Annotated in this window: 22 protein-coding genes and 1 riboswitch; of the genes, 14 read left to right on the top strand and 8 right to left on the bottom strand. The window is 30.5% G+C overall.

Features of this window, described 5'->3' with window-relative positions:
- Positions 1 to 121 precede the first annotated feature (121 nt).
- The 6 genes from H526_RS0114355 to H526_RS30935 all read left to right on the top strand — a co-directional run bounded on the left by H526_RS0114355 (position 122) and on the right by H526_RS30935 (position 7,515).
- Positions 122 to 1,480: a DEAD/DEAH box helicase gene (locus H526_RS0114355; RefSeq protein ID WP_027393647.1), complete on the top strand. Its 1,359-nt coding sequence runs from the start codon at positions 122 to 124 to the stop codon at positions 1,478 to 1,480.
- Between the two features lie 61 nt (positions 1,481 to 1,541).
- A complete protein-coding gene (locus H526_RS0114350; protein WP_027393646.1) occupies positions 1,542 to 2,852 on the top strand; it encodes a hypothetical protein in 1,311 nt (436 codons plus the stop codon).
- Complete coding sequence (locus tag H526_RS0114345; protein WP_027393645.1) at positions 2,852 to 3,391, top strand: metal-dependent hydrolase; 540 nt, start codon at positions 2,852 to 2,854, stop codon at positions 3,389 to 3,391. The genes H526_RS0114350 and H526_RS0114345 overlap by 1 nt, the downstream gene beginning before the upstream one ends.
- A gap of 4 nt (positions 3,392 to 3,395) precedes the next feature.
- On the top strand, positions 3,396 to 4,145 hold the full coding sequence (bla, locus tag H526_RS0114340; RefSeq protein ID WP_051336168.1) for a subclass B1 metallo-beta-lactamase: 750 nt from the start codon (positions 3,396 to 3,398) through the stop codon (positions 4,143 to 4,145).
- 3 nt (positions 4,146 to 4,148) lie between these two features.
- Positions 4,149 to 5,924: an ABC transporter ATP-binding protein gene (locus H526_RS0114335; RefSeq protein ID WP_027393643.1), complete on the top strand. Its 1,776-nt coding sequence runs from the start codon at positions 4,149 to 4,151 to the stop codon at positions 5,922 to 5,924.
- Positions 5,925 to 6,141: 217 nt separating this feature from the next.
- Positions 6,142 to 7,515, top strand: coding sequence for a DUF3179 domain-containing protein (locus H526_RS30935; RefSeq protein ID WP_051336167.1), 1,374 nt, complete (start codon positions 6,142 to 6,144; stop codon positions 7,513 to 7,515).
- A gap of 59 nt (positions 7,516 to 7,574) precedes the next feature.
- Here H526_RS30935 and metE read toward each other — a convergent pair whose 3' ends face one another.
- Positions 7,575 to 9,893 carry a 5-methyltetrahydropteroyltriglutamate--homocysteine S-methyltransferase gene (gene metE, locus H526_RS0114325; protein WP_027393642.1) on the bottom strand — a complete coding sequence of 773 codons (2,319 nt, stop codon included), beginning with the start codon at positions 9,891 to 9,893 and terminating at the stop codon, positions 7,575 to 7,577.
- A 169-nt stretch (positions 9,894 to 10,062) separates the two neighbouring features.
- Positions 10,063 to 10,253: riboswitch (cobalamin riboswitch) on the bottom strand.
- 156 nt (positions 10,254 to 10,409) lie between these two features.
- Between metE and H526_RS0114320 the strand changes: the two genes are divergently transcribed.
- Positions 10,410 to 10,646 carry a CDGSH iron-sulfur domain-containing protein gene (locus H526_RS0114320; protein ID WP_027393641.1) on the top strand — a complete coding sequence of 79 codons (237 nt, stop codon included), beginning with the start codon at positions 10,410 to 10,412 and terminating at the stop codon, positions 10,644 to 10,646.
- Between the two features lie 57 nt (positions 10,647 to 10,703).
- Here the strand turns inward: H526_RS0114320 and H526_RS0114315 are convergent, their stop codons facing one another.
- Both H526_RS0114315 and H526_RS0114310 read right to left on the bottom strand, forming a co-directional pair.
- Positions 10,704 to 12,029 (bottom strand): serine hydrolase domain-containing protein, encoded by a 1,326-nt coding sequence (locus H526_RS0114315; RefSeq protein ID WP_027393640.1) that lies wholly within the window; start codon positions 12,027 to 12,029, stop codon positions 10,704 to 10,706.
- A gap of 151 nt (positions 12,030 to 12,180) precedes the next feature.
- The gene (locus H526_RS0114310; protein ID WP_051336166.1) at positions 12,181 to 12,597 is read right to left on the bottom strand and encodes a MotA/TolQ/ExbB proton channel family protein; all 417 of its coding nucleotides are present in this window, start codon (positions 12,595 to 12,597) and stop codon (positions 12,181 to 12,183) included.
- 216 nt (positions 12,598 to 12,813) lie between these two features.
- Between H526_RS0114310 and H526_RS0114300 the strand changes: the two genes are divergently transcribed.
- Together H526_RS0114300 and H526_RS0114295 are read left to right on the top strand one after the other, a co-directional pair.
- Complete coding sequence (locus H526_RS0114300) at positions 12,814 to 13,890, top strand: sensor histidine kinase (RefSeq protein WP_027393638.1); 1,077 nt, start codon at positions 12,814 to 12,816, stop codon at positions 13,888 to 13,890.
- Positions 13,880 to 14,590: a LytR/AlgR family response regulator transcription factor gene (locus H526_RS0114295; RefSeq protein WP_027393637.1), complete on the top strand. Its 711-nt coding sequence runs from the start codon at positions 13,880 to 13,882 to the stop codon at positions 14,588 to 14,590. Before H526_RS0114300 ends, H526_RS0114295 begins: the two co-directional genes overlap by 11 nt.
- Positions 14,591 to 14,647: 57 nt before the next feature.
- Here the strand turns inward: H526_RS0114295 and lpdA are convergent, their stop codons facing one another.
- Complete coding sequence (lpdA, locus tag H526_RS0114290; protein ID WP_027393636.1) at positions 14,648 to 16,054, bottom strand: dihydrolipoyl dehydrogenase; 1,407 nt, start codon at positions 16,052 to 16,054, stop codon at positions 14,648 to 14,650.
- 217 nt (positions 16,055 to 16,271) lie between these two features.
- On the opposite strand from lpdA, the gene H526_RS0114285 reads away from it, so the two are divergent.
- The gene (locus H526_RS0114285; protein ID WP_027393635.1) at positions 16,272 to 17,837 is read left to right on the top strand and encodes a hypothetical protein; all 1,566 of its coding nucleotides are present in this window, start codon (positions 16,272 to 16,274) and stop codon (positions 17,835 to 17,837) included.
- A 68-nt stretch (positions 17,838 to 17,905) separates the two neighbouring features.
- Here the strand turns inward: H526_RS0114285 and H526_RS0114280 are convergent, their stop codons facing one another.
- Positions 17,906 to 18,823, bottom strand: coding sequence for a leucine-rich repeat domain-containing protein (locus tag H526_RS0114280; protein ID WP_162144498.1), 918 nt, complete (start codon positions 18,821 to 18,823; stop codon positions 17,906 to 17,908).
- Between the two features lie 115 nt (positions 18,824 to 18,938).
- Here H526_RS0114280 and H526_RS0114275 point away from each other — a divergent pair, with 115 nt between their 5' ends.
- The 4 genes from H526_RS0114275 to H526_RS0114260 are packed head-to-tail and all read left to right on the top strand — an operon-like array spanning position 18,939 to position 21,198.
- A complete protein-coding gene (locus H526_RS0114275) occupies positions 18,939 to 19,475 on the top strand; it encodes a GNAT family N-acetyltransferase (RefSeq protein ID WP_027393633.1) in 537 nt (178 codons plus the stop codon).
- Between the two features lie 11 nt (positions 19,476 to 19,486).
- Positions 19,487 to 20,026 carry a DUF4440 domain-containing protein gene (locus H526_RS0114270; protein WP_027393632.1) on the top strand — a complete coding sequence of 180 codons (540 nt, stop codon included), beginning with the start codon at positions 19,487 to 19,489 and terminating at the stop codon, positions 20,024 to 20,026.
- 46 nt (positions 20,027 to 20,072) lie between these two features.
- Positions 20,073 to 20,591: a signal peptidase II gene (lspA, locus tag H526_RS0114265; RefSeq protein WP_035085666.1), complete on the top strand. Its 519-nt coding sequence runs from the start codon at positions 20,073 to 20,075 to the stop codon at positions 20,589 to 20,591.
- Position 20,592: 1 nt separating this feature from the next.
- On the top strand, positions 20,593 to 21,198 hold the full coding sequence (locus tag H526_RS0114260) for a carboxymuconolactone decarboxylase family protein (protein WP_027393630.1): 606 nt from the start codon (positions 20,593 to 20,595) through the stop codon (positions 21,196 to 21,198).
- Positions 21,199 to 21,280: 82 nt separating this feature from the next.
- Here the strand turns inward: H526_RS0114260 and H526_RS0114255 are convergent, their stop codons facing one another.
- From H526_RS0114255 to H526_RS30930, 3 genes are all read right to left on the bottom strand, one after another.
- Positions 21,281 to 22,207 carry a hypothetical protein gene (locus H526_RS0114255; protein ID WP_027393629.1) on the bottom strand — a complete coding sequence of 309 codons (927 nt, stop codon included), beginning with the start codon at positions 22,205 to 22,207 and terminating at the stop codon, positions 21,281 to 21,283.
- A 195-nt stretch (positions 22,208 to 22,402) separates the two neighbouring features.
- Positions 22,403 to 23,059: a hypothetical protein gene (locus H526_RS29210; RefSeq protein ID WP_051336165.1), complete on the bottom strand. Its 657-nt coding sequence runs from the start codon at positions 23,057 to 23,059 to the stop codon at positions 22,403 to 22,405.
- Between the two features lie 194 nt (positions 23,060 to 23,253).
- Positions 23,254 to 24,087 (bottom strand): LytR/AlgR family response regulator transcription factor, encoded by an 834-nt coding sequence (locus H526_RS30930; protein ID WP_051336164.1) that lies wholly within the window; start codon positions 24,085 to 24,087, stop codon positions 23,254 to 23,256.
- Between the last annotated feature and the right edge of the window lie 14 nt (positions 24,088 to 24,101).

Genomic DNA, 24,101 nt, shown 5'->3' with positions numbered 1-24,101 from the left:
CCTAAGGGCACGAAATACAAAATTTTAAGTCCAATTATAAGATTAAAAATATTATATTATTCGTGTATTGTTATTTATTGATATCAAATAAATTACTTTCGCGTATAAAATTAGTATAATAGTGACTTTTAGAGATCTAAATTTAAGTACACAACTCCTAAATGCATTGGATGACTTGGAGTTTAAAACCCCTACTCCTATTCAGGAGCAAGCATTTTCTGTAGTAATGTCAGGAAAAGACGTTGTAGGAATTGCACAAACGGGAACTGGTAAGACATATGCTTATATGTTACCTATTTTAAGAATGCTAAAATATTCGGTACAACAAAATCCACGAGTTTTAGTATTAGTTCCAACAAGAGAATTGGTAGTTCAGGTAGTAGATGAAATTCAAAAACTTTCTACATATATTAATGTTAGAGTTACCGGAGTATATGGAGGGACAAATATTAATACTCAAAAACAAGCGGTATCAGAAGGTTTAGATATCGTAGTAGCTACGCCTGGACGTTTATATGATCTAGCAGTAAGTAGAGCATTACAGCTAAAATCTATTCAAAAAATAGTGATAGATGAAGTCGATGTAATGTTAGATCTTGGTTTTAGACATCAATTAATGAATATTTTCGATATACTACCTCAACAGCGTCAAAACATCATGTTTTCCGCGACTATGACGGAAGAAGTGGATAAAATGATTTCTGAGATATTCCGAGATCCTAAAAAAATATCAGTTGCCAAAAGTGGTACTCCTTTAGAAAATATTAAACAATTTGGATATAAAGTTCCAAATTTCTATACCAAAGTAAACCTATTAGAACACTTATTAGCTGATAAAGAAACTTACCATAAAACATTAATATTTGTCGGGTATAAAAAGATAGCTGATCGTTTATTCGAAGCATTAGAAAAAAAATACAAAGAAGAAATTTGTATCATACACTCTAATAAAACACAGAACTATCGACTAAGAAGTATTGAGCAATTTAGAAAGGGTGAAAATAGAATTCTTATTGCTACGGATGTAATGGCCCGAGGATTAGATATAGAGAATGTAAGTCAAGTAATCAACTTAGATACGCCTGAATATCCAGAAAACTATATGCATAGAATTGGTAGAACTGGTAGAGCAGAAAAAGAAGGAGTTTCCTTTGTTCTTACTACAGAAAAAGAAGAAGAGTTCTTAGATGCAATTGAAGGGTTAATGGAGATGGAAATAGCACAACTACCTCTGCCTGATTCGATAGAAGTATCCGATCAATTGACACCTGAAGAGCAACCTAAAGTTAAAGAAATATACAATCCTCACAAACGTCCTAATGATGATGAAGCTGGTCCTGCATTTCACGAAAAATCTGCAAAAAATAGTAAAGTCAATTTAGGAGGAAAGTATAAAAGAGAAATCAAAAAGAAGTATAAAAAACCGAAAACGAAAGGTGATAAAACTTTTAACCTGAAACATAAAAAAAAGAAAAAATAATTTCTTGAAAGAAAATTAATGAATTCCTATAAACCAATATGATTAAATAAATGATGATTGTATGAATGAAACTAACAGTGAAAATTTGCCTCCTAAAAATCCTAATAATTGGTTACAACGATTAAAAGATGAAAGTTGGGAAGCTGAGCTATTAGTCTCTGCAATAGCAATTTTTGGTACATTCCAATTATTTAAAGTTATTAATTGGGTAACAAATATGTTTATTGATTGGTTAGTCCCAGAGCAATATATTGTTGGTTATTTCATATCATTTATGGGACTTTTAGCCGTGAGTATTCTAGTATCCATGTTTGTAATTCATTTTTTACTAAGAGCTTATTGGATTGGATTAGTAGGATTAAACTCAGTATTCCCAGATTATAGTCTAAAAGATAGTGTATATTCAGAAATTTACACTAAAAGAATATTAGCTATTCTACCTAAATTAAAGGATTCTATTCAAAAAATAGATGATTTATGTAGTGTAACCTTTTCTGCTGCTTTTGCAATCTTACTCATCTATACCTATTTGGCAGTACTCACTACTTTCTATTTATTTCTTTATAACTTTCTTGTAAAATTCATACCTCCTAGTATCGCTCTAATTCCAGCAATAGCTTCACTTTTTTTAGCATTATTTCAATCAATATTTGTAATGGTTGCCAGTTTAAAAAAATATAAGCAAAATGAAAAAATGCAAATATGGCTTTTCAAAATTGTGAAACTAACTTCTATCATAATATTAGGGCCACTTTATAAGTATCTATTGCAGATCACCATGAGTTTTGCTTCTAATTTCAAACAAAATAAAGCGCTAATTCGCTATGTTATTTTGTTTGTACTATCCGGAATTTTTGTTGCTTCTTATCAAATTTCTAATACTAATATTCTATATCTGGCCAAAACAAGTTATTATTTCGATAGTACAAAAAACTACGCCGGTTATTATGAAACCGAAAATAAAAATATAGACTTTCTATTAACTCCAGAAATCAAATCAGATATCATAGAAAAAAAAGTTTTAAAATTGTTTATCCCAATATTTGAACACGAAAAAACAATAAGAAAAAATACTTGCCCTGACTTTGAGAATAATGATAGTATTTCAAAAAAAGAAAACAGTTTAAACAACAAGATTAATTATCTCAATTGTTATCATTTATACAATGAAGTTTTTCTAAATAACATAAAACTTACTCCGAAATATCGAAAATATTATCACTCTCGAACAAATCAATTTGGTGTTTTGGCTTATATAAAGCTTTCAGATATTGAGGAAGGTGAACAGATAATTACAATTAAAAAAAACTACGAAGACAAAGAACATAACTCCAAATGGAATATCCCTTTTCAATATATAACAAATAATTAATGGCTTCAGTATTTGGACATGCATTAACAGCCTATGCTTTTGGAAAAAGTTTCAATAAAGAATTAGGAACATTTAAGCTTTGGGGATTAGGTATGCTCTGCGCTATACTCCCGGACGCTGATGTAGTTGGTTTTAAATTCGGAATAGCCTATGAAGATTTTTGGGGGCATCGAGGGTTTTCCCATTCGCTTGTATTTGCATTAATCCTTGGCTTTTTAATAACAGTACTATTTTATAATAAAAAACTAAACTCCAGAACTGGAATATTTCTTATACTCTATTTTACTATTTGTACTGCTTCACATGGAGTTTTGGATGCTATGACCTCTGGTGGTTTAGGTATTGCTTTCTTTTCACCTTTTGATAATACAAGATACTTTTTTCCATGGAAACCGATACAAGTATCACCCATTGGAGCTAGTAAATTCTTTAGTACTTGGGGCATTAAAGTATTGTTAAGTGAATTAGTATGGATCGGAATTCCGTCAGGTATTTATATATTAGCTATGCGTTTTTTAAAAAGAAAAAAGTCCTTTTAAATACATGACTAGACAGCATATAAAATCGATCACTTATATATTACTTGTATTTATTATGTCCTGTAAACCTAATGAAGAAGGGGATCTTATAAAAGTTTCTGATAACTTAAAGCTTGCCAAAATAAATGATCATAGCTATGTTCATATTTCTAAAATTTTTCTAGATAATGGCAAGCAATATGATAGCAATGGCTTTATATTCATAAATGATGACGAAGCATACGTATTTGATACTCCTGCTAATGACGTTGCTTCTAAACAATTAATAAACTGGCTACAAAAAGAAAAAAACACAACAATAAAAGGAGTTGTCTTTAATCACTTTCATAGAGATTGTAATGAAGGGATGGATGTCTTTAAAAAATATGGTATTCCATCTATTGCATCAAAAAAGACAGCTAATTTAATGTTAGAAAAGAAATATAATCAACCGGACGAAGTCTTCGAAAATGAATTGATTTTAAACGTTGGAAACAAAAAAATTGTAAACACCTTTTTTGGTGAAGCGCATAGCAAAGATAATATCGTTTCCTATTTTCCTGAAGATCAAATTCTTTTTGGTGGATGTATGATAAAAAGCCTGAAAGCTTCGAAAGGAAACCTTCTGGATGCCAATGTTTCTGAATGGTCAAACACTGTTCGTAAAATAAAAAAAGCGTATCCTAATATCGAAGTTGTAATTCCTGGACATGGTTCATATGGAGACCAAAGCCTTTTGGACTATACTATTTCCCTTTTTAATGCCGAAAACTAACTTATGAGAGAATTCCAAAGCAATAACACTTCCAACGATAAAAAGAAACCAAAAGTTACTATTTTACAAGCATTTAAAACTATTATTTGGCCCAGACGTGGTTTAGTTTTTATAGGGTTAATATTAATTTTTTTTAATCGAGTTGCCGGTTTAATTTTACCCTGGAAAAGTAAAACTTTATTAGATGACGTCGTTCCAAGTAAAGATATGGGACAATTGTATGAATTACTTATCATTGTGGGTTCTGCAATATTAATCCAGGCAACTACATCATTTTTACTAACTAGAGTTTTAAGTGTACAGGCTCAATATCTAATTTCTGAGCTTAGAGCTCAGGTTCAGAAAAAAGTACTCTCCCTACCAATCAGCTTCTTTGACAATACTAAATCCGGTGCTTTAGTATCTAGAATAATGAGTGATGTAGAAGGGGTTCGTAATTTGATCGGAACTGGTTTGGTTCAATTAGTTGGTGGCATATTTACAGCAATTGTATCTGTAGTCTTACTTGTTGACATCAACGGATGGATGACTCTTTTTGTTCTTATTCCTATAACTTTATTTGGTATTGTAGCTCTAAAAGCCTTTAAATATATCCGCCCTATTTTCAGGAAAAGAGGTGTTATTAATGCCGAAGTGAAAGGAAGATTAACAGAAACACTTGCTGGTGTTAGAGTTATTAAAGGCTTTGGTGCAGAAGAACAAGAAAGTAAGGTTTTCGAAGAAGGTGTTGATCGACTGTTTCAAAATGTAAAAAAGAGTTTGACTGCAACTGCATTAATGACCAGTTCTTCTACTTTTTTGTTAGCTGGTATTGCCTCTACAGGAATTATGGGTATTGGTGGTTATTATATGATGGAAGGAACTATGACTGCTGGTCAATTTCTATCTTTCACTATGTATTTGGCTTTTATGATTGCTCCTATTGTTCAAATGAGCAACATAGGATCACAACTTACAGAAGCATTAGCAGGTTTGGATAGAACGGAAGAATTAATGAATATGGACCCTGAAGAAGATGAAAAAAATCGAACGATCAAACTCGAAAATATAAAAGGAGATATTATTTTCGATAATGTATCCTTTTCATACGAAGAAGGAAAAGAGGTACTACATAACATTAGTTTTAAAGCATCTTCTGGTTCGGTTACCGCTTTAGTAGGAAGCTCTGGTTCTGGTAAATCTACAATTGCGGGCTTATCTGCTACTTTCCTTAATCCAGAATCTGGTCTTATCACAATAGATAGTCACGATATTTCTAAAGTGAACCTTAGCAGTTATCGTCGTAACCTAGGAGTAGTATTGCAAGACGAATTCTTATTTGAAGGTAGTATTAGAGATAATATTCTTTTTCCGAGACCTAATGCTACTGAAGAGGAATTACAGCAAGCGGTAAAAGCTGCTTATGTAAATGAGTTTACTGATCGATTTGATGACGGGCTGGATACGTTGATAGGCGAACGAGGAGTTAAATTATCTGGTGGTCAAAGACAACGTATAGCTATAGCACGTGCTATTCTTGCAGATCCAAAAATCATTATTTTAGATGAGGCTACATCCAATTTAGACACTGAAAGTGAAGCGCTGATTCAAAAAAGTTTAAACGAATTAATGAAAGGTCGAACGACATTTGTAATAGCTCATAGATTAAGTACTATCAAAAAAGCGGATCAAATTTTGGTTATTGAATCAGGAGGTATTGCAGAAAGAGGAACTCATGAAGAACTTATCCAAGCAGAAGGAAGATATTTTGATTTATACACCTATCAGGCTAGAATCTAAAATATTACATATAAAATACTAAATATTATTACCTGTATAGACTTACATTATTAGGCACAAACAGAACATTAGATATACTTGCCTCCGATGCATTAAAAAGTGTCTAAATACACCTATTGATAATCTAACATATAATACATAAGAACATAAATACTAAAATTTATCAAAACTTGTCGTGATTAACTAATTCATGCGACTGATTTAGAAAATTGGTCCGATGAAAAATATATTTATAATATTACTTGTTTTATTAAGTCATAACATTCTAATACCTCAACAAAGGACACTAAAGAAAGTTCCCAAAGAAGATCATCAATATTTTTTAGACTTCTTTACATCAACAAACCCCAAAGTACACAAGCTTGCTATAAAACATATTGAAACTAACTGGTCAGAAAGTTTTGAGATTCTAGCTATAGAATCTCTTTATTTCCTTAACCATCAATCAACTACTTTGAAATTATTTAATATTCTAAATAAAAAAACTAGAAAAAATTATGGATATGATTTTAATAAATGGTATCAATATATCTGGAATAAAAAACCTACATATACCAAAGAATACTATTCCTTTAAAGCAGCATTGCACAAATCATTAGATAGTCGATTTAATACTTATTTTTTAAATCGTGAAAATTTATCTACTATTAGATTAGATGAGGTTCGATGGGGAGGTGTTATACAAGACGGAATTCCGCCACTTAGAAACCCTAAAATGATTAGTGCAAATAACGCAAGATATCTTAACAACAATGATATTGTTTTTGGTATTTCTGTTAATGGAGATGTCCGAGCATATCCTAAACGAATTCTAGCTTGGCATGAAATGTTTACTGACATCGTTGGAGATACTCCTGTTGCTGGGGTATATTGTACACTTTGCGGAACTGTTATTCTATACAAAACCGAAAAAGATGGTATCCAATATCAAATGGGAACCAGTGGCTTTCTCTATAGATCAAACAAACTAATGTATGATCAAAAAACACAATCTCTTTGGAATACTCTTTGGGGAAAGCCTGTTATAGGACCATTAGTAGAAAAAGGGATTGAACTAGAATACTTAAGTGTAGTTACTACAACCTGGGGAGCTTGGAAAAAGCGACATCCTAATACTACCGTTTTATCTTTACAAACTGGCCATAAAAGAGATTATGGAGAAGGTGTTGCTTATAAAAACTATTTTTCAACAGATCAACTAATGTTTTCCGTTCCCAAAAAAGATAAACGATTAAAAAACAAACAAGAAATACTAGCAATAAGATTACCTACTGAAACTGATGAAAACATTGCAATTTCTTCTAAATTTCTTAAGAAAAACAACATATATCAAAATCAAATTAATAATAAAAACATTACTGTATTTACGGATAAAAGTGGATCACATAGAGTATACTTCACAGCAAAAACTAAATTTATCTCCTATAATAAGCAATCTACCGCTACCGATCAAAAGGGAAATACCTGGACCATATATGAAGATCGTTTAGAAAATAATAAAACTAAAGAAATAGCATATCGTTTACCTACACATAATGCGTTTTGGTTTGGATACAAAGCTGCTTTTCCCGATACAAAATTGATTAAATAACAAGGCCTCCTTTTTTAGGAGGCCATTTTTTGATTAAGATTACTTCTGACTAAAAAGAACTAAACCGCTTGTAACGCTTCTTTCCTCAATTGTTTAGCAGCACCTACCATAGTTTTAAGAGCTTTTTCTGTTTCTTCCCAACCACGGGTTTTTAATCCACAATCTGGATTGATCCATAATTGATCCACAGGAAGGTATTTTTGTGCTTTATGCATTAATTCTATAATCTCATCTTTATGAGGAACTCTTGGCGTATGAATATCATAAACGCCTGGTCCTATTTCATTAGGATATTTATAATCTGCGAAAGCATCCAACAACTCCATTTGAGATCTAGAGCATTCAATTGTTATTACGTCTGCATCTAAATTTGCTATTTGATCAATAATATCATTAAATTCAGAATAACACATATGGGTATGTATTTGTGTAGTATTGGATACTATAGATGAGGCAATTTTAAATGATTGAATTGCCCATTCAAAATAATCACTATGATATTTACTCTTTAAAGGAAGACCTTCTCTTAATGCTGGTTCATCAATCTGAATTATATTAATCCCATTATCTTCTAAATCCTTTACCTCATCTCTTATCGCTAAAGCAATCTCATTACAAGTTATAGATTCAGGTTGATCATTTCTTACAAAAGACCATTGCAAAATAGTTACAGGCCCTGTAAGCATGCCTTTTACCGGTTTTGAAGTTAATGATTGTGCGAATAAAGTCCAATCTATCGTCATTGGATTTGGTCTCTTTACACTACCATAAATAATAGGAGGTTTTACACAACGAGATCCATAACTCTGGACCCAACCGAATTTAGTAAAAGTAAAACCATCTAGCTTTTCTCCAAAATATTCTACCATATCATTACGCTCAAACTCCCCGTGAACTAAAACATCCAATCCTATTTCTTCTTGCCAACGAATTACTTTTATGATTTCTTCTTTTATGTATTCTTCGTACTGCATTAAAGAAATATTTCCTTTTTTATATTGATATCTCCAACTTCTTACTTTTTTTGTTTGTGGAAACGATCCAATAGTCGTAGTTGGGAAAACAGGTAGGTTTAAATTTTTATGTTGCACTTCTTTACGAAGGTTAAAAGAATTTTTTCTTACTATATCCTGCTTCGAAATTGCTTTGACTTTTTCATCAACCTCTGAATTATGAATTCTTTCTGAACTACTCCTATTCGCATGAGAAATTATGTTTTTTTCTAATTCTTCAAATACTTTATCTTCTTTTTCTAAAAGAGTAATCTCCTTTAAAGTAACTACTTCTTTTAATTTTTGTTTTGCAAAAGATAACCAGTCTTTAACCTCTAAGGATAATTTCTCATTATTTGCTTCTAAATCTAAGTCACATGGTGAATGAAGTAATGAACAAGAAGGTGCTATCAAAACAGTGTTTTCTTCTCTCTTTTCTTTCGCTCTATTTATATATGATAATGACTCTTGATAATTGTTTTTCCATATATTTCTTCCATCTACAACCCCTAATGAAAGATGTATCCGTTCGGGAATACTATCCAATACACTATCTAATTGTTCTGGACACTTGACTAAATCAATATGAATCGCATCAATAAGAAGTTTATTTGCTATTAATTCTAAATTATCTTGGATACTCTCAAAATAGGTTGCTATCATTATTTTTAAATCCGGAAAAGAGCTTTTTAATTTAAGATATGCTTGTTTGTATACTTCTTTCTCTTTTTTGGTTAGATCAAGTGCTAAAAAAGGCTCATCGAATTGTATCCATTCCACCCCTAAAGAAACCAATTTCTTTATTAAATCTATATATACTGGTATTAACTTATCCACTAGATCAATTGTTTCAAAACTTTCTCCTTTTGCTTTTCCTAATAACAGATAAGACACAGGACCAATTAATACTGGTTTTGTTTGTATACCAATTTCTTTTGCTTCATAAAACTCATCAATTACTTTCGTAGAAGACAAGGTAAACTCTTGATTTTTATAAAACTCTGGAACAATATAATGATAGTTAGTATCAAACCATTTTGTCATTTCCATCGCTGTAATATCATAACTATCCTTTTGATATCCTCTAGCCATTGCAAAATACAAGTCTAAATAACTAAGCTTATTAACTAATAGGCTCTGATATCTTTTGGGGATCGCTCCAACCATCAATGACATATCTAAAACTTGATCATAAAATGAAAAATCATTAGACGGTATTAAATCTATACCTGCTTCTTTTTGTAATAACCAATTCTCTTTTCGGATGTTTTTTCCTACCTGTAGTAAATTCTTCCTACTAGTTTTTCCAGACCAATATTGTTCTGAAACTTTTTTTAATTCCCTTTCGCTACCAATACGCGGATAGCCAAGATTGTGTGTAAGCATAACTTTAAACTTTTAAAAATTAATATTAATTTTTAAAGCTCTTTGTATAAATTAGTGTGCTTATAGAAATGAAGAGAATTAAAATAATGCATATAGTTATATCACCAAAAAAGTTAAAAACCCTTTTAGTGTGCATCAAACTTAACCAAAACTTCAATTCGCGAAAGCATAGTCAATTCAATAATAGGCAGGTCTCCTGACTTATAACATTTTTATCATCCTTCCCATTTTTTATAATAAAACAGTGGATATAAATTGATAAAAACTATATGGTTACTTACAGTTGCGCGACAGCTCGTGATTCTCACACGATTCCCTATTAATTCACAATTAAGCAAAACCTATATTGGTTGATATAAAATTTTATCTAAAGAACTTTAATTCTACATAAAAATACTTTAAATAATCTGATGACACTCCTAAAACAGCATTAAAAGAAGATTATTTAAACATTCTTAATTTAAAATCAATCTTAATTTAGGAATTAATAATTTTAATATCAAAATAATTAAGATTATGGAGAATAACATACGAGGTGGTGACTCACCAGTTCCTTGTGAATTAGAAGCTAATAAAAATTACGCCTGGTGTACCTGTGGTCATAGTGAAAACCAACCTTTTTGTAACGGAGCGCATAAAACAACTGGAGGCACTCCTCCAACTATTTTTACTGTGGAAGAAGCAAAGGAAGCATATTTATGTACCTGTAAATTAACTAGTAACCCACCATATTGCGATGGATCACATAAATAATAGAAAAACCTCTGTTTATTATTGTAACTAGAGAAACAGAGGTTTTTTTTATATTATTTATTTTCTTTTAAAAGATACTTTATTTCCATTTAACTCTAGTACCATTGTACTTTCATCTGTATTAAAGTTAATAGTCGCTCCTGCTCTATCTGATTTAAATCCATTCTTCTGATATCCAACTAATGGAAATGTAGGACCATCTTTAGCACTGGCAATCAACGTTGTATTTTCTTTTGTAAAAGTAATTTGAAAAGGGAAGGACTTGCTAATATAAACCCCTAAAAAAACATCCAATTCTTCTGTAGCAAACTCTAATGGTGCATTAAACACTGGAAGTTTATAATCCTGATCATAATAGCTTTTTAATACATTTACAATACAATTATTTGGTGACATTACTACTCCATTACCTATATAAGAAACCACTATTTTTTCCTCTGGCAGGTACATTGTAAGGGATTGGAAACCATCAATACCTCCATTATGACCATAGGCTTGTTTTCCAAAAAAGGTCTCTCCTCCTAGACCGATTCCCATTCCTGTAGATGTATCCATCATAATTTCTAAAGAGGCATTTGATACTAGTTTCCCAGAAAATAAACTATTGTAAAAAATATTAACCTCTGTTGGTGTAGATACTATTGCTCCAGCTCCTATCGGCACGCTCATATCAGTATGCTTTTCTATTTTAACCCACTTATTATCATTCTTAACATAAGAAAGAGCTTCATTGTTACTTGTATCAATATTTTTTCCGTAAGCAGTTCTTTTTAGACCTAAAGGGTGTATTATTCTCGACTGCAAAATTTCTGAATATGTTTTACCTTCAATTTCTTCGGCGATGTACGAGAGTAACAAATAATTCGTGTTAGAATATGCTGTCTTTTCTCCAGGTTCAAAACTCCCTTCTTTTTTCAACAATCTATCTATCATCTGTTTTCTAGTATTAGGTACAATCATCCATTTCATAAAATCTTCATCCTCTGTTAAATTAAATAAACCGCTACGATGACGCAACATATGTCCAATTGTTATTTTATCAGCATTAGAAACTTTTGGGAAATAATCACTTAATAAGGTTTCTAAATCCAACTTATTATCTTCTATTAATTGCATGATTATTGTTGCTGTAAAAGTTTTTGTAATAGACCCAATTCTATATATCGTCTCAGAATTTGCCTTTGTTTTATGTGCTAAATCAAGATAACCAATGGAATTTTTATAGATTTCTTTTCCTTGTCTATAAATAGAAATGCTTCCCATACCTTTATCATTAGCATCCAATAATTCAAAAAAACTGTCTAATGTAGATTTATTAAATGTTTGTGCCTGTATGGTCACAATGTTTATCAAAAGAACTGTTATTATTACTTTTCTAATCATATCTATCTTATTTATTTGTTTGAAAAATAACACACGTTAATACCTGATCAAAAAACATTTTGATCTATAATAACATCATGTTTATTAAGTGTTTTTGATATTGATAACCTAGTGAGGTTATACTATTTTTGGTAGGTAAGGTTACTGTTATTTATTCGGATTCTTTACTAATCCAAGTAAATACTATAGAAGCCGCTCTAGAAATTATAAATACACAAAAACCAAAAATTGGAGGAAGTGCGGATACTTTTAATCCTCCTGCAAAAACATCAGAAGATATTTCACTAATTGCCTCCATTTTGTCAAACATACCAACAATACCGATAAGTTGTCCAAGCATACCCCATACTACAGAAAAAAGACCAATCGAATTTAGTAATTGAATATTCTTATTAAGTCCTACATGATTTTTACGAATCGAAATGATTGCTTTAACAATTAAAAAAAACACTAGTAATAACATGATTAGAATAGGAAACATAAAAAACATCCCTCCTTCCTCTAAACGTTGGAAAAATTGAAAAAAAAGAATTGGATTTTGTGATTGAATAATGGATAATGATATCATCGTGTATATTTTTTTAAATTAAACATACTCAAAACTAGTATCTAAATTCTCTGAAATATTTTTTTTGCGCTTGTTTACCAAATTTGTTGTGTTTTTAACATAATCAATACTTACTAGAGAAACATCCATTTTTATTATGCTATAACGGTCATTAAAATGGTTATTCGCCCAAAAATACATTATGAAAAGTAAAAAATACTGATATTGTACTCCAATATGATCTCTAAAGATACAATTCTTAAAAAAATTGCTTCCATATTACTACACGTTATTTTCTGGGTGGTAGTATTGTTTTCCTATACCTATTTTTTTGGTTACAACACTGATGATATCAGTTATGTTTTCTCCTTTTCTCTATTTCTAATGCCAGTAACAATAGGAACTACATATGCTGTAACAGACATCTTAATACCTAAATATTTAATTAATGAAAAATATATTCTATTTATAATTTATTGTATTTATACAATTATCATTTCTACCTTTTTTATAGTAATTTCCTTTTTTTATGGATTGATTTTTTTATCATCACTAAAATATGAAGGAATGGCACCTATGACCAGAAGTCCTTTTTTCCTATTTATTGCAGTCTATTTTGTTGTTTTTATAGCAAGTGCATTAAATCTAGCGCAACATAACTATAAGTCCAGAACAGCTAATCAAGAACTTAAAAACAGAATTCTAGAAGCTCAACTAAAACTAAAGGAGCAAGAATTGAATTATCTAAAGATGCAGATACATCCTCACTTCTTATTTAACACTTTAAATACGTTATATGGATTTGCACTAAAGAAATCCGATGACACTCCAGAAATGATACTAAAACTATCTAATTTATTAGATTATTTATTGTATCAATCCGACAAACCTTTGGTTTCATTACAAGAAGAAATAAATCATATTGAAGACTATGTAGCCTTAGAAAAAATGCGATTTAGTGATGTTCTAGACATTTCTTTACAGGTAGAAAACATAAAAAACACTATACAAATAGCTCCAATGCTATTAATCCCATTTGTAGAAAACAGTTTTAAGCACGGTCAAATTGTAGATCAAAAATTATCTATCTATATCCATTTAAAATATATCGATAATGAAATTCATTTTTCAATAAAAAATTCTATTCACTCTTTTACAGAAAAAAGTAAAAAAGGAATTGGGTTAAATAATATAAAAAAACGATTATCATTAGTATATCGGGATAATCATGAACTTACCGTTTTAGAAAATCAGAACTGGTATACTGTACAATTAATATTAAAAAACTTAAAAGCACCTACTAATGAGTTCTAAAATATCATGCATCATAGTAGATGATGAACCTACTGCTCGAGATATTATTGCAAGTCATATAGCAAAAATCGATCGTTTAGAAGTTGTTGCCATATGCAATAGCGCTTTAGAAGCATTTAATCACATTAATTCGAAACAAGTAGATCTTATTTTTTTGGATATTAATATGCCTGAAATATCCGGAATTTCATTTGCCAAATCTATCAATAAAGAAATTAAGATTATTTTTACTACTGCTTATAGAGAATATGCCATAGAAGGTTTTGATTTACACGCAGTAGATTATTTACTAAAACCAATTTCTTTCGAACGATTATTAAATGCAGTAAATAATTATTTTGAAACTCATCATAAAGTATCCTCCACAAAAACTCAAGAAACAGTAGTAAACGATTTCATTTTTGTAAGATCGGACCGAAGAATGAAAAAAATAGATTTCTCAGAGATTATTTATATAGAAAGTTATAATGATTATCTAAAAATTCATTGCGATAATGCAACTATTGTTACCAGAGAAACTATTAGTAACATAGAGGCTAAACTGCCCGTAAAACAATTCATGCGAACCCACAGATCATTTATTATTTCCATTAAAAAAATAGATTCTTTCTCTAATGAAGAATTAGTTCTTAATAACAAATCAATTCCTATTAGTCGAAACTATAAAACTGAAGTTCTAAATAGATTAGAAAATATATAAAAAATCCCACTTCAAATTAAAAGTGGGATGATATATAAGATTTAAAAAAAGCTCCTTTTAAACATGCAATGCTCTATTATCTGTTGCAGCTAAAGCCGCCTCTTTAATAGCTTCTGTAAAGGTAGGGTGCGCGTGAGACATTCTACTAATATCTTCTGCAGATGCTCTAAACTCCATAGCTGTGACAGCTTCGGCAATTAAATCAGCACAACGTGCGCCAACCATATGTACACCTAATACCTCATCTGTTGTCTCGTCCGCAAGAATTTTCACAAACCCATCTAAGTCTGCACTTGCTCTTGATCTACCTAACGCTCTAAACGGGAATTGTCCAGATTTATACTTAATTCCAGCTTCTTTAAGTTCTTCTTCAGTTTTACCAACTGCAGCAACCTCTGGCCAAGTATATACTACTCCTGGAATCAAGTTATAATCAATATGTGGTTTTTGTCCAGCTAATATTTCTGCAACAAAAACTCCTTCTTCTTCTGCCTTATGAGCTAACATTGCTCCTTTTATTACATCACCAATGGCATAGATATTACTTACAGAAGTCTGTAAATGATCATTTACTTCTACCTGTCCTCTATCCGTTAACTTTACTCCTGCAGCTTCAGTATTTAATCCATCGGTATATGGTTTTCTACCAACAGAGACCAAACAATAATCACCTTTAAACTCTACAGGATTTCCTTTTTTATCATCAGCAGTAATCGTTACTTGTTTTGCTGTAGCCTTTACTCCAGTAACCTTATGCGATGTATAAAACTTCACTCCTTGTTTTTTCATTACCTTTTGTAGTTCTCTGGATAATGCTTTATCCATTCCAGGGATAATTCTATCCATATATTCTACAACAGAAACCTCAGCTCCTAAACGACGATATACTTGTCCCAACTCCAATCCGATTACACCTCCACCGATAATAACCATATGTTTAGGTACTTCTTTAAGCTTTAAAGCCTCTGTAGAAGTGATCACTCGTTTCTTATCTAACTTGATAAAAGGTAAAGAAGATGGTTTAGAACCAGTAGCTATGATTATATTCTTAGCTTCAATTGTTTCTACAGAATTATCAGATTTCGTAATATTTACGTGTGTAGCGTCCTTAAAAGATCCAACACCTTCATACCTATCAATCTTATTTTTTTTCATTAAGAAATCAACTCCACCTGTGGTTTGATCAACTACAGCTTGCTTACGAGCAATCATTTTTTCTAGATTGATCTTTACATCACCCGGAATTTCGATTCCATGATCAGCAAAGTGCTTTACCGCATGCTCATAATGATGAGAAGAATCTAGTAACGCTTTACTAGGAATACATCCTACATTAAGGCAAGTTCCACCAAGTGTTGAATATTTTTCGATTATCGCAGTTTTCATTCCTAGTTGTGCGCAACGGATAGCTGCAACATACCCACCAGGTCCAGAGCCAATTACGGCTACATCATATGTACTCATAAGAGATTTTTATGTTGGCATATTAAATTCGAATAACAAATGTACAAATGTTTTGCTTCTTACAGAAGCGAAGATCTTGTCAAATTTTTATTAAAAAAGCAATATTAGTAGTGATTAAAAAGTTATACATTTAGTCCATTGATAAACTTATTAGAAATTAGTAATTTCTCTGAGTAGGTTTGTCAATCAAATTTTAATAAAAAACAGCTATTAAATAATGCGCTACTTATCATCTCTTTTTCTTCTTGCTATTATAGTTTTGTGGAGTTCTTGTCGTAAAGATTTTGAATCTGGACCAAGTACCGGAAATCTCCAATTCTCTACAGATACTCTATTTCTAGATACTATTTTCACTAATATTGGATCTAGTACGTATAGTTTTAAAGTGTATAATAGAACTAATGATGATTTTACAATTCCTAACATTGCTTTAGAACGAGGAGAAACTTCTAATTATAGATTAAATGTAGATGGAATTCCTGGTAAATCTTTTGAAGATATTCAGGTTTTAGCTAAGGACAGTATTTTTGTTTTTGTAGAAACCACAACGGATATAACACAACAGACAGGGGATTTAGAGTTTATATATACAGATCGTATTCTTTTTGACCCTAATGGAAGTCAACAAGACGTAGATCTAGTTACTTTAGTTAAAGACGCTGTATTCTTATTTCCCTCTAGAGATGAAAACGGTATTGTAGAGACATTGCTTTTAGGAGAAGATGATAATATGGAAGAAATAAGGATAGAAGGCTTTTTTCTAGAAGATGATCAATTAAATTTTACTAACGAAAAGCCTTATGTAATTTATGGTTTCGCGGCCATACCTCCAGATCGAACCTTAACTATTGATGCAGGAGCAAGAATACATTTTCATGATCAGTCTGGAATTATAGCAGCTAATAACTCCACGCTATTGGTAAATGGTGATGTGAGTAGTGATCCTGATTTGTTAGAAAATGAAGTAATTTTCGAAAGTGATCGATTGGAGCCTGGTTTTAGTGATATTCCTGGTCAATGGGCATTTATCTGGCTCACTGCAGGAAGTACTGGACACCTTATTAATCATGCAACTATAAAGAATGGCTCTGCAGGTATTATTATGGACTCTAATGATGGAGGAGCAGATCCGACACTTACTATCACTAATTCTCAGATTTACAATAATTCTGCGTATGGAATATTAGCACGAACTGCTAATATTTCGGGAGAAAATTTAGTCATCAACAACTCAGGAATAAATTCATTATACGCCTCTTTTGGTGGTACTTATAATTTTAATCACTGTACATTTGCCAACTATTGGAATACTAGTTTTAGGGATACTCCAGCAGTAGCATTTGATAATATATTTGTGGTCACAGATGAAAATGGAACTATAACGGATATTCGTACAGAAAACCTTTTAGAAGCAAACTTTACTAATTGTATTATTTATGGCAATGAAAATATTGAATTAGGTATCACTAGAGCTGAGGGAACAATTTTTAATTACAATTTTACCAATTCTCTTATCCGTTTTGAAGATCCTACAGGACAATTCTTAGATAACCCCTTGTATGATTTCACAAACAATAGTTTATATGAAAATACTATTTTTAGTGAAAATCCTGACTTTAAAGATCCATTTGATAATCTATTAAATATCGGAGAAGACTCTGCTGCTAATGGGCAAGCTTCTACTCCTACTATGGGTACAGATATCTTAGGAACTATGCGCAGTGCTACCGCTCCGGATATTGGAGCCTATGAAAGTGTTATCTTTGAAATGGATGAGAATTAAACAATGTTAAAAAACAAGCATCAAGAAAAAGAATAACATTAAGTGTTTTTGGAGATAATAGATATTCTTCAAAAAATAACATTAGTATCTGATAATTCATTTTTGATACGTTCTTTTTCCGTTTGGGAAAAGTTATTTTTACTTAATTCTAAAACCTTAAGCGAAGAAAATCCCTTTAAATCTTTTGGCAAAAACTTCAAATTGTTATCTCTAAGTAACATCACTTTAATATTTGGACAGTCTTTTAAAACAGTAACTAATTTTGAAATAGAAAGATTAGGATTATTGTCTAACATCAAACCTTCAAGACTGTTTAAAGAATTTAATTTTTCAGGAATTACAGTAAGATCATTTTCAGATAATGCCAAAACTTTAAGCGAATTAATGCCACTTAAAACACTGAATACTTGCTCTAAATCTAGATCAGGATTTTTTTTAAGATGTAATTCTGTAAGTTTATTTAAATGCATAAAATTGCCTGGGATATTCTTTAACTTATTTTCGCTTAAATATAGAAAGTCAAGATTTTTTAGCCCTATTAGAACTTCAGTAGCTTGCGCTATGTCTAAATCCGGATTATTAGCCAAATCAATTTCTCTAAGATTCGATAACTGAATCAAGAATTTAGGTAATTGTTCTAATTTATTTGCTCTTAAATTTAATACTGACAACTGATGTAATTGCCTAAATTCTATGGGTACCGTAGAAAGCTTATTACCTTTTAGGTTTAAGAGTTTTAACGTATTCAATCGTACAATCTGCTTTGGGATTTGCGTTAGATTACAGTCAGTCAGATATAAGGATTGTATATGTTCTAATTTCTTTATTTTCGTAGAAAAATCCTCCAACTCATTGCAATCGAGATATAAAGAGGTTAGTTGACCTCCTGCACTAATAACTTCTGCAATAGATGTTTTTTTATCAACCTGCGCGAAACATATAATTCGAAATAGAAAGAAGCAAGTAACAAATTGTAATTTTCTCATTAATATGTTCTTATTAAATATTTCTTTTCCATAACCGTTAATCATCAAATATAATATCTTTTATTCTCAATTATCGAAATTATATGTACCTTCTCATTCTTTATTTTTAGTGCCCATGAATTCATATTTATTTCAATCAGAGAGACTTGGTTTCCGAAACTGGGATGTTAGTGATGTAGGTGTTTTTTTTAGTGAAATCAATAACGATGACGATGTCATGGAATTCTTCCCGTTTAAACCTACACGAGAACAAACAAAAGAATTTATTTTACGTATGCAACATATGTATAGTAAAATCGGTTTTTGTTATTTCGCAGTAGACTTATTAGAAACTAAAGAATTAATTGGTTTTATCGGTCTAAGCGAACAAACTTACATAAAAGAACTAGGAACTTTTGTTGATATTGGTTGGAGGCTTAAAAAATCAGTTTGGAGAAAAGGATATGCTACAGAAGGTGCAGTAGCTTGTTTACAATACGGTTTTAAGCATCTAGGGTTGAATACAATTTATTCGGTAGCTTCTGAGACAAATATAAACTCCATTGCTGTAATGAAGAAAATTGGAATGCAACAAATTAAAACATTTGACCATCCTAAATTAGTTAACTATCCTGATTTAATATCTTGTGTTTTGTTTTCTGTAACTTCATAAATTATTCTATTATGTCTTCTAAAAACTACTCCTTATTTTTAGTTATTACTTTTCTAACAATTGTTTTTCAATCCTATGGACAAGAAGAAATATTCCATCAAAAGATTAATCAAGATATGTATGGTAATTTTTCTGAAGCCTTTAAAAATTTAGATTATTCTTTATTTGCTTCTATTCATAGTAAAGAAATGATCAGAATATCTGGAAGTGGAGGAGAAATTAAAAAAGTGCAAGATTACCTAAATGGTTATCAAAAAAGATGGAAGAATCCAAAAACAACTATTTCACTTATAAGTTTTAGACTGTTAGAAAGGATAACTTCAGATACTTTAGTTTCTGATCGTGGAATATATAGAGCATCATATACCAATGACAAAAACGAAACGAAATTTTTCTATGGAAAGTTTCATGTATTACTACGACTAGAAAATAATACCTGGAAGATACTAATCGATTATGACTCTGATGAAAAAGGTACTATAAACCAGCAATCTTACGATGCAGCTTTTTCTCTTTCAAACTATAAAAAATATTGGAAAAACAAGAATTAATGGTTTCTTTCTGATACATTTAATAAATTATCTCGTTACTTATTATATGAAAAAAATAAATCGAAAAATAAGAATTCTACTTATACTATCTCTAGTAATGCTTAACATAGGTTGCGATCAAATTTCTAAAACCATGGTAAGACAGACCATCGCTCCTGACCAAAAAATTGAAGTATTTAAAGATAATTTTATTTTAACTAAAGTAGAAAACAGTGGTGCAGCTTATAGTCTGGGGTCTGATTTAGCACCTTTATTAAAGATCCTTTTATTACAAATACTTCCAGTAATTGTAATAATATTTTTATTACGACTAATATTAATCAAAACTAACTACTCTAAAGAAACTATATTAGGTTTTACATTTATTATTGGTGGTGGTATAGGTAATCTATACGATCGCATTATACATGGATCTGTTACAGATTTTATGATTATGGATTTGGGTATTATAAAAACTGAAATATTTAATATGGCAGATGTTTCTATAATGATAGGATCATTTATCATTATTATCGTATCCATTTTTAGTAAACAAAGTTCTTTTTTTAAAGAAGTAAACAATTAATATGAGTTGGATTAAAGAAATCTCATTCGAAAATGCTACTGGTCAGTTAAAACGAATATATGATCGGGTCAAAGGACCTAATAATAATATTGATAATGTACTATCAATACATAGTCTAAGACCTCATACACTAGTTGGACATATGGGATTATACAAAAATGTATTGCACAATGCCAATAATACCTTGCCAAAGTGGTATTTAGAAACACTAGGCGTATATGTAAGTAATTTAAATCAATGCGAGTACTGCGTAGAGCATCATGCTGCAGGTTTAAAACGTTTGTTAAAGGATAACGCTAAATACGATATGGTGATTGATTCTATTAAAAAGAACCAAATGGATCTTGTATTTAGTGATCAGTATTTAGAAGGAATACGATATGCTTACAAATTGACATTATCGCACAGCACTATAACCCAATCTGATATCGAAAATCTTAGGAATCATAAACTAACAGATGGAGAAATATTAGAAATTAATCAAGTAGTAAGTTATTTCAATTATGTAAATAGAACCGTAGTTGGGCTTGGAGTAAATACAACAGGAGATATCATTGGTTTATCTCCTAATGATAATGATGATCCAGAAAACTGGGGACATTCGTAAAAATATATAGCGTTTTGCAAGGTTCGGTTTAACTAGAAAAAATATTTTCCATCTATCAACTAGATTTACCTTAATTATATATCTATTCGGCCTTTTTTTCTAGTTTACTTGAGTTAGGTTCTTTACACCCGCATGGCAATTCGTCGCGATAATCGCAGTATAAGGTGATATACATTTTTTTATCCTTTTTGTGTTTGTTATAAAATTCTTTTAAATTAATAGAATACCTTTTTTCTCCATCAACCTTAAAATATATTTCGTGATGAAAAAGAATATCATTCAAAATTGTCACTTCAAAATCTAAAAAATGTTTCTCTTGATTAGTAATAAAATTATCTTCATAATAAGGCAAAAACAAATTTGTTAATTCAGATATTTGCCTGTTCAAAGAGCCAATCCCAGAAGCATTCCTAGCATCTTCATAAAGTTTTTTATCTAGCCAAGGAAAATCCTTACACGTTACCGTAAAAGGTACAACATCAACATTCCACAAATCAAAAGAAGCATCAAAAACAACAGGAATATATACTATTTTCACAAGTTTTAGAATATTATAATCTAGATATACCTGCTGTACCGGTTTCTCTCCTTCAAAAACAAATTGATCTGGTGTCACAATACCAATGTCGTATTCTGTGTTTTTTGTAGGTTTTCCATTTTCATCTCTATGAAAAACTGGTGGTGAAGCGATGTAATATTTAGAAACATAATAGGGTGCATTTGTTTTTTCATCTATTTGATACCCATAAGGTAAGTTCTTAAATACCTGATCCTTCTTGTTCCAGTCTAAACCGCTTGGAGCACCACTCCAGTATTCAATATCTTCATTTGAAATAATAGTATTACATCCTAATAAGGTTACTCCTTGTTGTTTATATTTTTCTTGTGGTATAATTTCCGAAGCACCAACATTAAAATTTACATATGCTGTGGTTTTAGATGGAAGAGTATTCTGAGCAATGATCCTCGAAGAAAATAGTAATATCATATATAGATTTTGATAATTCATAAAGTCAGTTTTATATTTCACAAATTATGGTAATCAGTAGTTATATTTTTTTTAGTGATATCCAAGGTAATAAACAGGTATATGAGAAGCTATGAGTGTTTATACGTGTTTTTCTAACAGGAAATTACAACATAGAGTTAAATGAAGTTATTTAGGCTATTAACATCTATTTCAGTTTACTATTTCATTATAATTTCATTGTTTAGGTAGTCTTCTTAACCCATATTTATAAACATACGCCATAAATCCAATTATTATCAACATTCCCAGAGCAGATGGAATATACTGACTATGTGGTTGATATTTTTCGAATACTGTTCCGATAAACGCTGATAAAATCCCTGCAAAAGCGCTCGTCATTTTATAAATATGTTCATATACCCAAATTCGATGTTTCTTATATTTTTTCTTAGGAATTAGATACCGTAAGAAATCATAAGTAACGATAAATAATAATGCTCCTACTGTACTATAAATTATGATTGGAGACCAAATCATTCCAATTGACTTAAAATAATATAGAAAATAAGCCAAAACCAAAACACTAACTATGGCAACTATAACATCAATTATTTTAGGAGTATTTGACTTTAATAGCAATATTCTATATCCAGAAAAAGAAACATAGCCGCTTAATATCGTTACAACAAGTAAGAATGTGTTTCTCCCAAAAACGAAGACTCCAATCAAACCAGTAAAAATAACTATAGAAATAAATCCTAAAAAATACTTCCCACTTGTATTGTGCCTCTTACCTCCTTTGATCGTTACTAAAGCGATAATCCCCAGTAACAACGCTATTGAGCCTGCTACGATATGAAGCAGAATGTTTGACCTGTGTAATATATCCATATCTTAAACTTATTTAATTAGACTAATTCGTCTTCAATGTTAAACTGAGTCTAAACAACTAAAATATAAACAGTTGTGAAAGTTAAATATGGTGAATGGTCGAAATTATTGGTGAGTGATATATAAAGTTGGGTGGACGATTTTAATAAAATTAATAATATCTCACCAAAGAGATTTTTTTTCTTTTAATCTTGTTATTCAATTTTAATTAACTTTCGAATTGTTGTCGAATATCCTTTGCTACTTATAATGGAAGCTAACTTACTCTCAAATATGATCATATACCGACCATTTAAATGAGGTTTTATTTTTCTAATATGACTTTCATTAACAATATATTTTCTATGCACTCTAGAAAAATTTTTACTTAATCTGTTTTCAAGAAAAAGTAACGAATAATCACAAAGCCTTTTTTCTCCTGTTGAGATATACACAAAAGAGTAATTATCAGAGGCTTCAAAATAAACCACATCCTCAATTGGAAATAAAAGAATATTATCTCCTTGTTTTACAGGAATACTAGTAATACAGTTTTCAGAATCTAAAAGTTCAGTTTCCTTGCTTTTCAAAGTATCTAAAGGCACTTGATTTTCAACAAAATTGGAACTTTTATTTTTTACTAAATTATTTTTAAAAAAACTAACACCTAAAACCAAAGAGATAATTCCATTATACAAATACATTTTACCTGAAGAAAAGAGTAGAAATTGTTGACTTTGGAAAACTAATGATCTGATAATATGTTCTATCTCTGTAGCTAAAACACCAATTAGAAAAAAAGTGATAAGTATAAATATATATAATTTACTTTTTGATTTAAAATAATGTTTAAGCCACGATTTATTCAATATGATAACTACTAATGTATATCCTACTATAAAACTTGTCGCTAAAGCCTGAATACTCCATTGAATCCAATTTAAATTACCATTCATGATATAATTAGCTGTCCCAATACCCAAACCGACAAATACAATGTGTAGTAAATATCTGTTCGCTTCTTTAAACTGAAATGGTACAATAATCATTATTAGATAATCTA

This window comes from Aquimarina latercula DSM 2041 (genome assembly GCF_000430645.1).
In the GTDB taxonomy this organism is placed as follows: domain Bacteria; phylum Bacteroidota; class Bacteroidia; order Flavobacteriales; family Flavobacteriaceae; genus Aquimarina; species Aquimarina latercula.
This window is presented reverse-complemented; position numbering and strand designations above follow the sequence as displayed.